The sequence below is a fragment of the Haemophilus parainfluenzae genome (genome assembly GCF_036288925.1).
Taxonomy (GTDB): Bacteria; Pseudomonadota; Gammaproteobacteria; order Enterobacterales; family Pasteurellaceae; genus Haemophilus_D.
Genome location: NZ_CP127167.1, coordinates 352,154 through 366,750, shown reverse-complemented (window position 1 = coordinate 366,750; position 14,597 = coordinate 352,154). Strand labels below are relative to the sequence as shown.

At 40.0% G+C, this 14,597-nt stretch carries 12 protein-coding genes and 1 pseudogene; 5 read left to right on the top strand and 8 right to left on the bottom strand.

Going from position 1 to position 14,597, the window contains the following annotated elements; all coding sequences use genetic code 11:
* The first annotated feature begins 23 nt into the window (after positions 1 to 23).
* Positions 24 to 647, top strand: a complete 624-nt coding sequence (gene hflD, locus QQS40_RS01875; protein WP_128786814.1) for a high frequency lysogenization protein HflD — start codon at positions 24 to 26, stop codon at positions 645 to 647.
* Between the two features lie 16 nt (positions 648 to 663).
* The gene (purB, locus tag QQS40_RS01870; protein ID WP_149785842.1) at positions 664 to 2,031 is read left to right on the top strand and encodes an adenylosuccinate lyase; all 1,368 of its coding nucleotides are present in this window, start codon (positions 664 to 666) and stop codon (positions 2,029 to 2,031) included.
* Positions 2,032 to 2,406: 375 nt separating this feature from the next.
* On the opposite strand, the gene ileS is transcribed toward purB, so the two are convergent.
* The 7 genes and pseudogenes from ileS to murJ form a co-directional block, all read right to left on the bottom strand.
* Positions 2,407 to 5,232: an isoleucine--tRNA ligase gene (gene ileS, locus QQS40_RS01865; protein WP_297568255.1), complete on the bottom strand. Its 2,826-nt coding sequence runs from the start codon at positions 5,230 to 5,232 to the stop codon at positions 2,407 to 2,409.
* 26 nt (positions 5,233 to 5,258) lie between these two features.
* Entirely contained in the window at positions 5,259 to 5,507 is a 249-nt protein-coding gene (locus QQS40_RS01860; protein WP_112082688.1) for a DUF2442 domain-containing protein, read from the bottom strand.
* Position 5,508: 1 nt separating this feature from the next.
* Positions 5,509 to 5,736, bottom strand: coding sequence for a DUF4160 domain-containing protein (locus QQS40_RS01855; RefSeq protein ID WP_112082689.1), 228 nt, complete (start codon positions 5,734 to 5,736; stop codon positions 5,509 to 5,511).
* A 178-nt stretch (positions 5,737 to 5,914) separates the two neighbouring features.
* Positions 5,915 to 6,433: a ClbS/DfsB family four-helix bundle protein gene (locus QQS40_RS01850; RefSeq protein WP_112082690.1), complete on the bottom strand. Its 519-nt coding sequence runs from the start codon at positions 6,431 to 6,433 to the stop codon at positions 5,915 to 5,917.
* Between the two features lie 28 nt (positions 6,434 to 6,461).
* Positions 6,462 to 6,614: pseudogene (locus QQS40_RS01845) on the bottom strand (RNA pseudouridine synthase); the annotation flags it as partial.
* A gap of 47 nt (positions 6,615 to 6,661) precedes the next feature.
* The gene (ribF, locus tag QQS40_RS01840) at positions 6,662 to 7,588 is read right to left on the bottom strand and encodes a bifunctional riboflavin kinase/FAD synthetase (RefSeq protein WP_297568251.1); all 927 of its coding nucleotides are present in this window, start codon (positions 7,586 to 7,588) and stop codon (positions 6,662 to 6,664) included.
* 46 nt (positions 7,589 to 7,634) lie between these two features.
* Positions 7,635 to 9,209, bottom strand: coding sequence for a murein biosynthesis integral membrane protein MurJ (gene murJ / locus QQS40_RS01835; protein WP_112082692.1), 1,575 nt, complete (start codon positions 9,207 to 9,209; stop codon positions 7,635 to 7,637).
* A 266-nt stretch (positions 9,210 to 9,475) separates the two neighbouring features.
* On the opposite strand from murJ, the gene rpsT reads away from it, so the two are divergent.
* The 3 genes from rpsT (at position 9,476) to rlmB (ending at position 13,006) form a co-directional block, all read left to right on the top strand.
* A complete protein-coding gene (rpsT, locus tag QQS40_RS01830; RefSeq protein ID WP_005695217.1) occupies positions 9,476 to 9,739 on the top strand; it encodes a 30S ribosomal protein S20 in 264 nt (87 codons plus the stop codon).
* Between the two features lie 164 nt (positions 9,740 to 9,903).
* Positions 9,904 to 12,249 (top strand): ribonuclease R, encoded by a 2,346-nt coding sequence (gene rnr / locus QQS40_RS01825; RefSeq protein WP_329505802.1) that lies wholly within the window; start codon positions 9,904 to 9,906, stop codon positions 12,247 to 12,249.
* Positions 12,250 to 12,265: 16 nt separating this feature from the next.
* Positions 12,266 to 13,006 carry a 23S rRNA (guanosine(2251)-2'-O)-methyltransferase RlmB gene (gene rlmB, locus QQS40_RS01820; protein WP_005698098.1) on the top strand — a complete coding sequence of 247 codons (741 nt, stop codon included), beginning with the start codon at positions 12,266 to 12,268 and terminating at the stop codon, positions 13,004 to 13,006.
* Between the two features lie 65 nt (positions 13,007 to 13,071).
* Here the strand turns inward: rlmB and brnQ are convergent, their stop codons facing one another.
* Complete coding sequence (brnQ, locus tag QQS40_RS01815) at positions 13,072 to 14,373, bottom strand: branched-chain amino acid transport system II carrier protein (protein ID WP_329505799.1); 1,302 nt, start codon at positions 14,371 to 14,373, stop codon at positions 13,072 to 13,074.
* Between the last annotated feature and the right edge of the window lie 224 nt (positions 14,374 to 14,597).

Below are 14,597 nucleotides of genomic sequence, written 5' to 3'. Positions count from 1 at the left end.
GCCGTTTACGATCTATAATCCCAATGAAAAATTATAATGATATGGCTCTGGCTCTTGCCGGTGTTTGTCAATCAGTCTTATTAATCAGTCAATTAGCACAAAAAGGCGAAGTTGATGATCAAGATGCATTCCAAACTACCATTCATTCTCTTCTCATCACTCAACCTGAAGATACATTAGCCGTATTTGGCGGTGATGTTCAATATCTTAAAGTGGGATTAAACACACTTATCGAGCAATTGACCCAATTAAATGACAAAAATTTATTGAATTATTGGGGCAGCCTGTTAGCGTTAGAGAGCAAATTAAACAAGCAACCTGAAATCAAACAAGAACTTGGTCGCCGTATTGCGCGTTTACCAGAACAACTTTCTTATCACAACAATCAATTTGATGATGAGATGTTTTCAATCATGGCAAATATTTATGTCGATACAATTAGTCCTTTAGGCAAACGCATTCATATTATTGGTTCTGCATATCATTTACAGCAACAAAACGTGCAAGACAAAATTCGTGCGTGTTTGCTAGCTGGCATTCGTTCAGCCGTTTTGTGGCGTCAAGTCGGTGGCAGCAAATGGCAACTGTTGTTTCATCGTAAAAAATTAGTGCAAGCGGCACGACAACTCTACTCAACTTTAAATTAATCCTTGGAGAACTCTTATGCAACTTTCCGCATTAACCGCTCTTTCCCCGATTGACGGTCGTTATCAAGATAAAGCCACCGCATTGCGTGGTATTTTCAGTGAATTTGGCTTGCTCAAATTCCGTGTCACCGTGGAAGTACGTTGGTTACAAAAATTGGCGGCGACCGCTGAAATCCAAGAGGTTTCTTCTTTGTCTAAAGAAGCAAACGATTACCTCAATAAAATTGTGGAAGAATTCAGTCTTCAAGATGCTGAACGTATTAAAGAAATTGAACGTACCACGAATCATGACGTAAAAGCGGTTGAGTATTTCTTAAAAGAAAAAAGTGAAGCCTTACCAGAATTAGCCAAAGTTTCTGAATTTATTCACTTTGCTTGTACCTCGGAAGATATTAACAACCTTTCTCACGCCTTGATGTTAAAAACGGCGCGTGAAGAAGTAATCTTACCTGAATGGCAAAAACTGATTGATGAAATCACCCGTTTAGCGAACGAATACAAAACTATCCCATTACTTTCTCGTACACACGGCCAACCTGCCTCACCAAGTACTGTGGGTAAAGAAATGGCGAACGTGGTTTACCGTTTAAAACGCCAATTCAAACAACTCCAACAAAATGAAATCTTGGGTAAAATCAACGGTGCAGTAGGTAACTACAATGCGCATTTATCAGCTTATCCAACTATCAACTGGCATAAATTCAGTGAAGAATTTGTCACCTCATTAGGCTTAGATTGGAACCCATACACCACTCAAATTGAACCTCACGATTACATTGCGGAATACTTTGATGTCGTGGTACGTTTTAATACCGTCATCATCGACTTCGATCGCGACTTATGGGGTTACATTGCGTTAAATCACTTTAAACAGCGCACTATTGCAGGTGAAATTGGCTCATCTACCATGCCGCATAAAGTGAATCCTATCGACTTCGAAAACTCGGAAGGTAACTTAGGCTTAGCCAATGCCGTGATGACTCACCTTGCCCAAAAATTACCAATTTCTCGTTGGCAACGTGACTTAACGGACTCTACTGTATTACGTAACTTAGGTGTGGGTTTAGGTTATTGTTTAATTGCGTATGCTGCAACCCGTAAAGGTATCAGCAAATTAGAAGTGAACGAACAACATCTACGTGATGAACTCAATCAAAACTGGGAAGTTTTAGCAGAGCCAATTCAAACGGTGATGCGTCGCTATGGTATTGAAAAACCATACGAAAAATTAAAAGAACTCACTCGTGGTAAACGCGTTGATGAAAAAGCAATGCGTGAATTCATCGAGAAACTGGATATTCCTGCCGATGAAAAAGCCCGTTTACAACAACTTACCCCTGCCACCTACATCGGTGCAGCTATTGAGTTAGTCGAAAAACTTTAAGAAATAAAAGGGCGTTTATAATGTCTTTAAAAAAATCAACGTGCGGTCATTTTTGATCTGAACACCAAAATATGGACAATTCACATAAGGGCTGACGACAATATTGTATCGGACTCAGTCCTTTTAATTTTAGTTGAATCCGTCGATAACCATAATTGGGGTCTTTGCTTTAACCCTGATATTGTACTGATATTGTAAAAGGAGCGGCTTCTTGAATACTCATCTCCCCTTTTAGAATGGGTTGAAGAACCTGTAATTTAAATACTATCGTGTCGTGTTTACCCATAAAAAATCTGCACTTCAATTGTTGGTTGTTTAGTTCAACTTTTGAGGTGCAGATCAATTTCACCGCACTTTTTCTTTATGATATTAAGCTTATGCGAACTGACGTACTTCGCCGTTACCCGCTACGTTTTCCACACAACGTGGACAAAGTGTAGGATGTTCAGGATTCACGCCGATCTTGTCAGAATAATGCCAACAACGTGGACATTTTTCACCGTTAGAACGAGCTACACTTACCGCAATTCCCTCTAACTCACCCGCAGCCACATCCGCAGGTTTGTCTGCTAATGCTTTTACTTCCGCTTTGGAGGTAATTAATACGAAACGTAATTCATTGCCTAATTGTTCTAACAATGCACGATATGCATCGTTAGCATAAACCGTTACTTCTGCTTCTAAACCACCACCGATCACTTTGTCGTTACGGGCGATTTCTAATACACGGTTCACTTCAGAACGAACTTTAATGAGTTGTTGCCAGTAAGCATCATCTAATTTTTCATTCTCGCCTAAGCCAAATAGGCCTTCGTAGAATTCTTCAGTGAAGACGAATTCTGCACGTGCAGTTGCGGTTTGTGGTAAGTAACCCCAAATTTCATCTGCCGTGAATGACAAGATTGGTGCCATCCAACGAACCAATGCTTCTGCAATGTGCCATAACGCTGTTTGGCAGCTACGACGCGCAAGGCTGTCTGCTTTGGTGGTATATTGACGGTCTTTAATAATATCAAGGTAGAACGAGCCCATTTCCACAGAACAGAAACGCATTAAACGTTGTACTACTGTGTGGAATTGATAGTTATCGTACGCGTCTTTAATTTCTTTTTGTGCATCTAAGGCACAAGCTACCGCCCAACGATCCAAGCTAATCATTTCTTCCGGTTTAACCGCATCACGTTGTGGATCAAAACCATTCAAGTTCGCTAGTAAGAAACGCGCGGTGTTACGAATACGACGATAGCTGTCCGCAGCACGTTTTAAGATCTCATCAGAAACAGTCATTTCACCGGTATAGTCGGTAGATGCAACCCATAAACGTAAAATGTCGCCACCGAATTTATCCATGACTTCTTGTGGTGTCACGATGTTACCGATAGATTTTGACATCTTACGACCTTGACCATCCACGGTGAAACCATGAGTTAATACTTGTTTGTATGGTGCTTTGCTGTCTGTTGCCGTAGAAAGCATTAAAGAAGACATAAACCAACCACGATGTTGGTCAGAACCTTCTAAATACATGTCGATATCTTGGCCGTTAAATTCCGGACGATTCGCCACTACGGAAGAATAGGTTGACCCAGAATCAAACCACACGTCCAAAGTATCCGGCACTTTGCGGTAAGTTTCTGCGTCTGTACCTAATAATTCTTTTTCGTCTAAATCCCACCACGCTTGAATACCCGCTCTTTCTACACGTTTCGCCACTTCTTCAAGTAACGCTAAAGTACGTGGATGAAGTTCTTCGGTTTCTTTGTGCACGAATAGGGTCATCGGCACACCCCAAGTACGTTGACGGGAAATACACCAGTCAGGGCGGTTCTCAACCATTTTCTCGATACGTGCTTGACCCCAATCTGGAATCCAACGAACTTGTTTGATTTCGCCTAATGCTTGTTGGCGTAGACCCTGTGTTTCCATGCCGATAAACCATTGCGGCGTCGCGCGGAAAATAATCGGGGTTTTGTGACGCCAGCAGTGTGGGTAACTGTGTTTGATTTTCTCAACTTTTAATAAGTTACCTACTTCTTGCAATTTTTCAACAACCAATGGATTCGCTTCAAACACACCTTTGCCTGCAAAGAATTCAGTCGTTGAAATAAATTTACCGTCATTCGATACAAGACCCGCCATCGGTAAATCATATTGTTTACCCACGACAAAGTCGTCTAAACCGTGATCAGGTGCGGTATGTACTAAACCCGTACCGCCATCAGTGGTCACGTGATCACCTAAAATTACTGGTACAGTGAAATCATAGAACGGATGGTTAAAGCGTACTAACTCAAGCGCCTGACCTTTTACTGAACCTAAAACTTCAACTTGTTCTACGCCCACGGCTTTCGCTACGGATTCAACTAATTCAGCAGCTAAAATCACACGCTCATCGCCAAGTTGTACTAAGTGGTATTCTAAGTCTGCATTTACCGCAATCGCACGGTTAGATGGCATTGTCCAAGGCGTGGTTGTCCAAATCACCGCAGATAATTTGCCATGGCCTTTGCCTACTGCGTTAAATTTCTCTTCAATTTCAACCGCACTTACTGCTGGGAAACGAACATAGATAGACGGAGAAACTTTGTCCTCGTATTCCACTTCTGCTTCTGCTAAAGAAGAACCGCAATCTAAACACCAGTGTACTGGTTTTGAACCTTTATATAGGTGGCCATTCGCAATCACTTTACCGAGTGTACGGATGATGTTTGCTTCGGTGTTGAAGTTCATCGTTAAATAAGGATTATCCCAATCGCCTAATACGCCTAAACGGATAAAATCTTTTTTCTGCCCTTCTACTTGTTCCGCTGCATATTCACGACATTTTTGACGGAATTCAGCTGCTGTAATTTTCTCGTTTGGTTTGCCCACTAAACCTTCTACTTTTAATTCAATTGGTAAGCCATGACAGTCCCAACCTGGGATATAAGGCGAGTCAAAACCTAATGCAGTTTTAGATTTAACAATAATATCTTTCAGAATTTTATTAACGGCGTGACCGATATGAATATTGCCGTTCGCATACGGAGGGCCATCGTGCAGAATAAAAGATTTTTTGCCCTTACTCGCTTTACGAATTTTTTGGTAAAGATTTTTCTCGTACCAATTTTTCAACATATCAGGTTCGCGCTTAGCTAAATCACCGCGCATTGGAAAGCTGGTTTCCGGTAGGTTAAGAGTGTTTTTGTAATCGACTGTCATTTTATTTTCCAATTTTTAAATTAAATTTAAGCAACTTTTTGTGGTTTATGTGTGACATCTCCACGTCCCGCAAGTAAACCACCGATAGAGATATCTTCATCAAGACAATCCCAATGAATGCCTCTACGGCTCAGTTCATAGTTTTCCAATTCACTTTGGGTTGCATGTAATAATTTCGGAAACCACACCAAGGGTACACCTAAAATACGTGCATCATTTAACTCCACCCACATAGTGTTTTCATCAAAGCGAATGCTTTTAGCTGAAATAGTCATATCACGCCTCCGTGAATTGCATTCTATGTGTTTCAACAATAACAAAAATTTCTTTTAATTCTTTTGAATTAAATCCATCGTTTCTTGCTAAAGAAATATTGGGTTCCAACCAAAATTTTGCTTCAGACTCCGCATTGCACACATGAATATGCGCAGGTTCAAGAGGATTTCCTTCATTACGGGCAATTGCATCCAATGCTTGTTCGGTAATTTGTTCTAGGTTTTGCATGCCTTCCTCTAAATTCAATTATGCTGTGAAAAATACTGTTAATGATAATACTAAGTGCCTTAAAAATCACGTTTTTATTGGTGTTTTTTGTGTTTTAATGATGGTCAAGTCCATTAGGCTTTAACCTTTAGTGAAGTGATAAGAAAGAAAGGAAATTGGCATTAATACCATCGTGTCATTATAAACAGTGTTTCTTCCATTTTCTTATTTTTGTTCTAAAGCTCGTAAAGGGGGCAACCGTATTCACATGAATAAATTGAGATACTGTCCATTTGGCATTTTTAGTGGCATTATCCGCCCACTTTCGTTGATGTTGGGAAAAAAGCACTTCATCACTCATGGTATCAATTAGATAATAAATTGTTTCTATATTATGTGCTAATCGACTTTTTAATTCGGCTAAGGACAAATGTGCATAAGTTTGATTAAACCATTGATAAAGTTCACTTAATTGATTCCACTTGAAGTGTTCAGAAGGGGTTTTAACAAGCAATCCCTTTCGTTCATCTTGTTCCCAGCTGATCAATAAACTTGTCCAACCAACTTGATAAGCTAAGTTTTGCACAGGTGTTCGCTCAACCTCTGTACATACTGTCTCTTTTAAATCTTCCGGAATGGTTTCAAATTCTGACAAATATTTCTCATACGTTTGTTGTATCGCATTTTTTAAAGCCGTTTTACTCGTATAATGACGCATAAAAATCTCCTCGTGTATCAATAACACCTTACTCTTTAGCCGACGCCACTAATAACTCTGCTAACGGGATTCTCTCAAAAAATTGACCGCACCTTGGCAATGATTGAATATCAAACACCTGTCCTTGATAGTCAAATTGTAAACGATAAGCATGTAAATAAGTGCAGTCTATTTCTGCAGAGTAAAAGAAAAAAACATAGCCTCTAAAACGTAAAATAACTGGCATATCTACCCTTTAAAAAAGCCTTTCGCAGTTTCTACGTCTTTCTCAATTTGCACTTTCAAATCATCAAAAGAGGGGAATTTAATCTCGTTTCTAATCTTGTGGCAGAATTCCACTTCCACCATTTGGCCATAAATATTCTGAGAAAAATCAAATAAATGGACTTCTAATAATTGCATTAATCCATTTATAGTTGGGCGTTTTCCCATGTTTGCCACGCCGTTAAAAATCTCCCCCGATTTTAACCGCACTTTTACGGCATAAACGCCTTTGATTGGATTTACTTGTCTATGCAAACGAATATTGGCCGTTGGAAATCCTATTGTTCTGCCTAATTTATTTCCATGAATCACACGCCCGAAAATACGATAAGGTTTACCGAGTAAATTTTCTGCAAGTTGTAAGTCATCATTCGCTAACGCTTCGCGAATTGCCGTGCTACTAATTCTCTGTTCATCTAGACAAAAGCTACGGTTATCTTCAACAATAAAACCAAAACGCTTACTAGCTGCTTGCAACATGGCAAAATTACCTTGGCGTTTTGAGCCGAATTTGAAATCATCGCCAATGCTTAAAAATTTCACATGTAGATGATTAACAAGCGTTTGTTCAATAAAAACATCGGCTGGCTGTTCGGCAAAAGTGCGGTCAAATTTCGCCACAATTACGACATCAACCTTAGCCTTTTCGAGATAATAAATTTTGTCACGCAAACGCATTAAACGGGCTGGTGCATTTTTCCCCATAAAATATTCACGCGGCTGTGATTCAAATAACAATACCGCCATGGGTAAATTTAATTCGTCAGCTTTTTGACGCAAATGGCGAAGGACGGTTTGATGCCCTAAATGCACGCCATCAAAGTTGCCGATCGTTAGCGCACAACCTTGTAAAACACGATTTGCATTATGAAGCCCACGAATTAATTGCATGTCCTTATCCATGAAAATAAGAGAATTTCGGCATTATAGCGAGAAGTTAGTTTTTTGTCAGCAAATGGTGCTTGCGAACGCCTAATAAAATCAACGTTGCACCATAAACTATCGCGGCTAAGACAATCAACCAAACAAGCCAATAAACACGCATAAAGAAATCCATTTTCGCCCATTGGTTGATTTCAGGCACGTAATACCAAACTGCCGCACCCATTGCGATTGCAGCTAATAAAACTTTGACAAAAAAGACCGCACTTTTACGTGAAAAATGGTACACATCCGCTTTGGCTAAGCCGCGATAGAGCAAATAGGCGTTAAGAGTTGCGGACATCGCTGAAGCAATGGCTAAACCCACATAACTGAAAGGAATTGCCAATAGGTTAAAGCCCATATTACTCACCATGGCAATAATGCCAATTTTTACTGGCGTTTTGGTATCTTGGCGAGCGTAATAGCCATTGGCGAGGATTTTAATCAACATAAAGCTAAGCAAACCCGCATTAAACGCCCATAAAGAATAAGAGGCGGCATAAACATCATTTAGCATGAAATTTCCACGCATAAAGAGCGTAAGTAACATTGGCTGAGCCAATACAGCAATGCCAATGGCGGCTGGAACGCCAAGTAATAAAATCATTCGCACGCCCCAATCCATTGTATTATGAAAATCAACCGCACTTTTTGCTGAATCGCCTTCACGATTAACGTGGTGGCGAGCAAGCGTTGGTAAAATTACGGTAGAAATCGCAATGCCAAATAAACCGAGAGGAAATTCCAGTAAGCGGTCGGAATAATACAACCAGCTAATAGAGCCCGTCATTAAGAAGCTCGCAATCACTGTATCCAGCAAAAGATTAATTTGACTTACCGATACACCAAATAACGCAGGGATCATTAATTTACGAATTTTGGTTACGCCTTCATCCCGCCAAGCCCATTTGGGTTTCACCAGTAAACCAGCTTGTTTCATAAATGGAATTTGGAATAAGAACTGTAATAATCCGCCAAGAAAAATCCCGATAGCCAGTGCAAGATCTGGGTTATCCATTTGTGGTGCAAGGAAAAGTGCGGTGGCAATCATCGCTATATTTAATAACACGGGTGAAAAGGACATCACGCCGAATTTTCCAATCGTGTTAAGCACAGCACCAGAAAATGCCACAAAAGTAACAAACCATAAATAAGGAAAAGTTATTTTAAGAAGAAGAGAGGCTTGTTCAAATTTATGTGCATCAGGGCCATCATTCATCCAATCGGTAAACCAGCCCATCCCAAATAAAGCGGCAACGACAGGCGATCCAACCATCGCAAGGATCGTAACAATACTCACCAATCCCCCAAGCGTACCAGAAACTTTTCCAATAAATTCACGGGTTTTATTCATATCGCCAGATTTTTGATATTCTGCGAGAACAGGGACAAAAGCCTGTGAAAAAGCCCCCTCAGCAAATAAACGACGAAGAAAATTTGGGATACGATTAGCAAATAAAAAAACGTCTGCTGTTGCACCTGCACCAATAAGATGCGCGATAACTACATCGCGAACAAGACCTAACACTCTTGATAATAAAGTCATAGAACTAACAACAATGCTAGATTTTAAAAGTCGTTTACTCAAAATATTCTTCTCAAGCCTAAAATTTTTGCTTAATTGTATAGAAATTTTATTTTTACGCTATATTCTCAACAAAAAAACTGATAAAATCCGCCACACATCGTTTGTGTGAGCCCATATTGAAAGAGCTTGTAAAAATGACGATGCTTACTTTCGGTTGTGTCTCACCGAAATCAACACAAATTTTTCATTGACAAAAACATACAAAATCGGCAAATTAACGCCTTTTATTTTGTCTATCAATCAACAGAAATTTTAGGAGTTTGACCTTGGCTAATATCAAGTCAGCAAAAAAACGCGCGGTTCAATCTGAAAAACGCCGCCAACACAACGCAAGCCAACGCTCTATGATGCGTACTTACATCAAAAAAGTATATGCTCAAGTAGCAGCAGGTGAAAAAGCAGCAGCTGAAGCAGCATTCGTTGAAATGCAAAAAGTTGTTGACCGTATGGCTTCTAAAGGCTTAATCCACGCTAACAAAGCAGCAAACCACAAAGCTAAATTAGCTGCTCAAATCAAAAAATTAGCGTAATTAAAGCATTAAAACAGCTTAAAAATAAACCGCACTTTAGTGCGGTTTTTGTTTGCCGTAAACCGTCCTGCCACAAACGCCCTATAACGAGCTTGCATTCCCCCCTTTAACCTGTAAACTACCCCCACAACTTAAAAAATTAATCATAAAATAAACTATAATAAATGACCAAAAAATCTTTTAAAAAAGCGGATCCGAATTATCAAAAAGAATTAGCCAAATATGGTAATCCGATCCCAAGCAGAGACTACATTCTGCAAATTATTCGTGAAAATAATACCCCGATGAGTCGGGAAGAAATTTTGACCGCACTTTCAATTAAAAGTGACGAACAACAAGAAGCCATGCGTCGTCGCTTGCGTGCCATGGAGAATGATGGACAGTTAGTTTTTACTAAACGTAAACGCTATGCCTTGCCTGAAAAATTAGATTTATTCAAAGGCATGGTCATCGGCCATCGTGAAGGCTATGGTTTTTTACAAGTCGAAGGCAAAAAAGAGGATCTCTTTATTCCTAATCACCAAATGCAACGTGTAATGCACGGTGATTTTGTGTTAGCGCAACCTGCAGGCTTAGATCGCCGTGGTCGTCGCGAAGTCCGTATTGTTCGCGTACTTGAAAGTCGTAAAAAACAAATTGTCGGCCGTTTCTTCTTAGAAAATGGCTTTAGCTATGTGGTGCCTGATGACAGTCGTATCGGACGAGATATCTTAGTCCCTAATGAACACCGCAATGGTGCACGAATGGGGCAAGTTGTTGTGGTTGAATTGCAGGAACGTTCTGCCTCCTTTACTCAACCTGTTGGCATCATCACCGAAATTCTGGGTGACAATATGGCAAAAGGAATGGAAGTGGAGATCGCCCTTCGTAATCATGACATTCCTCACCAATTCCCAAGTGCGGTCGAAAAATACGTTAAAAAATTCACGGAAGAAGTGCCTGAAGAAGCCAAAAAAGGTCGTGTGGATTTACGCAATCTGCCACTGGTGACCATTGATGGCGAAGATGCACGTGATTTTGATGATGCCGTATATTGCGAAAAAAGCGGTAAAGGTTGGAAGCTTTGGGTAGCAATTGCCGATGTCAGCTATTATGTGCGTTTACGTTCTGCATTAGATACTGAAGCTTATAACCGAGGTAACTCTGTTTACTTCCCAAATCGTGTTGTGCCAATGCTGCCAGAGATTTTATCAAACGGATTGTGTTCACTGAATCCACAAGTTGATCGCTTGTGTATGGTGTGTGAAATGCACATTTCTGCTAAAGGTAAACTCACGGACTATCGTTTTTATGAAGCGGTAATGAACTCTCATGCACGTTTAACCTATACGAAAGTCGCGGCGATTTTAGACGGTGATGATGAACTCCGCACCCGTTATCAAGGGCTAGTACCACATTTAGAAGAACTGCATCATCTCTATCAAGCATTACTCAATGCACGCAAACAACGTGGTGCCATCGATTTTGAAACCATTGAAACCAAATTTATTTTCAATGCCATGGGACGAATTGATCGCATTGAACCTGTTGTGCGAAATGATGCTCACAAAATCATTGAAGAATGCATGATTCTTGCGAATATTGCAGCAGCAAACTTTATGGAAAAACATAAAGAGCCTGCACTCTATCGTATTCATGCCACACCAAGCGAAGAAAAACTAACGTCTTTCCGTGCATTCTTAAGTGAATGTGGTTTAAGCCTTGAAGGTGGCATGAAACCAACCACAAAAGATTATGCGAAATTATTAGAGCAAGTGAAAGATCGCCCAGATCACGAGCTTATCCAAACCATGCTACTTCGCTCATTAAGCCAAGCGGTTTATCATGCGGATAATATCGGCCACTTTGGTTTAGCGTTAGAAGAATATGCACACTTCACTTCCCCGATTCGTCGTTATCCGGATTTAACCCTTCATCGTGGGATTAAATATTTATTAGCAAAAGAAAAAGGTGCTAAACGTAAAACCACAGATACTGGAGGCTATCATTATTCCTTTGATGAAATGGATGTATTAGGTGATCACTGCTCGATGACCGAACGCCGTGCCGATGATGCCACTCGCGAAGTAGCAGATTGGCTGAAATGTGAATATATGCAAGATCGCGTGGGTGCTGAATTTAGCGGGGTGATCTCATCTGTAACGGGCTTTGGCTTATTCGTACGTTTAGATGATTTATTCATTGACGGCTTAGTCCATATTTCTACTTTAGATAACGACTACTATCAATTTGATGCGGCAAAACAACGTTTAATCGGCGAAAATAGTGGTATGATTTATCGCCTTGGCGATAAAGTCAAAATTCGCGTGGTCGCCGTTCATTTAGAACAAAAAATGGTGGATTTCAGTTTAATCGAAAGCGCACGAAAACCGCGTCGCGTGGGAAAAACAGCGAAGCAAAAAGCAAAAAAAGTCTTTAAGGAACTGCCACTTAAAGTATCAAAAAAACGTAAAAGTGCGGTCAAAAATAAAGATGTTTCTAAGAAACCGACTAGAAAACGGAAGAAATAATAAATAAGAGAACACTATGTCAGAAAATATCTATGGTATCCATGCTGTAAACAGCATTTTAGCAAATAGCCCTGAGCGTTTAATTGAAGTATTTGTGCTGAAAGGTCGTGAAGATAAACGCCTACAACCCTTACTCAATGAGCTCTATGCTTTAGGCATTGCGGTGCAATTTGTTAATCGTCAAACATTAGATAAAAAATCCAATGGTGAAGTCCATCAAGGTGTGATTGCTCGAGTGCAAGAAGCGAAAGAGCTGAATGAACATGATTTGGATGAACTTCTTACTCGTAAACAAAATCCACTTTTATTAGTACTTGATGGTGTGACAGATCCCCATAACTTGGGTGCCTGTTTACGTACTGCAGATGCTGCTGGTGTGAGCGCTGTTATTGTGCCAAAAGATAAATCCGCTCAACTCACTTCTATCGCACGTAAAGTGGCTTGTGGTGCTGCGGAGACAGTGCCATTAATTCGCGTAACCAATTTAGCTCGTACTTTGCGAGATCTACAACAAAATCATAATATTTGGGTGGTGGGTACAGCTGGCGAAGCAACAGAAACCATTTACCAAAGTAAACTCACAGGTTCTCTTGCCTTAGTGATGGGAGCCGAAGGTGAAGGCATGCGCCGTCTTACTCGTGAGCATTGTGATCAACTCATTAGTATTCCAATGGCGGGCTCTGTTTCATCCCTGAATGTTTCCGTTGCAACAGGCGTGTGTTTATTTGAAATTGTGAGACAGCGTCTTGCCGCCTAAAAACACGTGAAAAAATGACCGCACTTGATATAAAAAATGCCGACAAATTATTGTCGGCATTTTTGTTATTTTGAAATGGTTTTCCCTAATATCATGGATAATACTAAGGTACATAATGCTGGCACAAGCCAAGCTAATCCCTGCGAATAGAAGGGGAAATGAGTCATGATTTGATGTAAGCCTTCCGGCAAAACATCCAAGTTTTTTAAACTATCAACTAAACTAAAACAAACTGTCACAAAAATAGTGGTGTAATAGCTCAATCGAATAGAAGGCAGTTTATTACGCACAAGCTGTAAAACCACCAACATAATCGCCATCGGATAAATCAAGAATAATGCTGGAATCGTGACACGAAGTAATTTTGTTAGCCCATACTGTGAAATGATTGTTGTCATTGCTGTGAAGAAAACAATCCAGAATGGATAAGAAAAACGTGTCGAAAACTTAGAGAAATAATCACCACAAGCACTGGTTACACCCACTAATGTGGTTAAACTTGCTAAAGTAATAATCCCTGCCATAATCCAGGTTCCCGCAGAACCAAATAAACTGTTCACATAACGAGAGAAGATTTGTCCGCCATTTGTGGCGCCTTGTGCCACCGCATCAGAAGTCGCGCCTAAGTAGAATAAAGAAAAATATAAGCAACCTAATAAAATGACAGATACGAAACCCGCTGAAATCGTATATTTAACAATCTTTTGGGGATTAGTCACATTTTTTGCAGATAACGCCCGTGCAACAATGCCACCAAAGGCAATCGCTGCAAGTACATCCATCGTTTGATAACCACTAATTAACCCTGTGGTTAATGCTGAATTCTCAGCATAAGCCTGGGAAGGTGCAACAATATCAGAAAGCGGTGAAACAAAAACAGTGCCCCCAACAACAAGTAATAATACCAACAATGCTGGGGTCATTACCTCACCCACCGTTGAAATAATTGTGCTCGGGCGAATCATGAATCCCATCGCGATAATATTAAAGATCACAGAGAAAATAAGACGTGTCGTCGCACTATCTTCAACGAGCCCCAATGGTAACCATGCCATTTCATAAGCCACATTGGTAATTCGAGGCATGGCAAAAGTTGAACCGATGACTAAATAAAGAATGGTTAAAAAAGCTACACCTGCCCACTTGGGTAAATCCTTTGTTAGCTCTTCACCACGTCCTAATACCGATACCACAACTAAGGTGATAAATGGCATTAACACACCAGTTATTACAAATCCCATGGAGGCTGTTGCCCATTGGTTACCAGCGGTGTAACCTTCCATCGGAGGAAAAATGATATTTCCTGCACCTAAAAATAAAGCAAAAATCATCATACCTAACACGATGATGTCTTTTTTTGAAAACATAAGTAGTCTCGACAAACAAAATAAATTGCCGAATTTTACTCTAAATGACGATTAACTCCAAATGTGGAAGCAAAAATATGCAAAAAATCATCGTTTTAGCCAAATAAAGTGCTATATTAAACGAATATTTACAGATAGCATTCCCAAAAATCAGTCAATTTATGATAGTATCTAGACTTTTGATAGTATCTAGACTTTATTAGTTTTTTATTATTTTTTAGGAG

What these genes read in the sequence shown, in the direction of transcription:
- hflD (WP_128786814.1), top strand. Translation starts at nt 24, where the DNA reads ATGAAAAATTATAATGATATGGCTCTGGCTCTTGCCGGTGTTTGTCAA.
- purB (WP_149785842.1), top strand. Translation starts at nt 664, where the DNA reads ATGCAACTTTCCGCATTAACCGCTCTTTCCCCGATTGACGGTCGTTAT.
- ileS (WP_297568255.1), bottom strand. Translation starts at nt 5,232, where the DNA reads ATGACAGTCGATTACAAAAACACTCTTAACCTACCGGAAACCAGCTTT.
- QQS40_RS01860 (WP_112082688.1), bottom strand. Translation starts at nt 5,507, where the DNA reads ATGACTATTTCAGCTAAAAGCATTCGCTTTGATGAAAACACTATGTGG.
- QQS40_RS01855 (WP_112082689.1), bottom strand. Translation starts at nt 5,736, where the DNA reads ATGCAAAACCTAGAACAAATTACCGAACAAGCATTGGATGCAATTGCC.
- QQS40_RS01850 (WP_112082690.1), bottom strand. Translation starts at nt 6,433, where the DNA reads ATGCGTCATTATACGAGTAAAACGGCTTTAAAAAATGCGATACAACAA.
- ribF (WP_297568251.1), bottom strand. Translation starts at nt 7,588, where the DNA reads ATGCAATTAATTCGTGGGCTTCATAATGCAAATCGTGTTTTACAAGGT.
- rnr (WP_329505802.1), top strand. Translation starts at nt 9,904, where the DNA reads ATGACCAAAAAATCTTTTAAAAAAGCGGATCCGAATTATCAAAAAGAA.
- rlmB (WP_005698098.1), top strand. Translation starts at nt 12,266, where the DNA reads ATGTCAGAAAATATCTATGGTATCCATGCTGTAAACAGCATTTTAGCA.
- brnQ (WP_329505799.1), bottom strand. Translation starts at nt 14,373, where the DNA reads ATGTTTTCAAAAAAAGACATCATCGTGTTAGGTATGATGATTTTTGCT.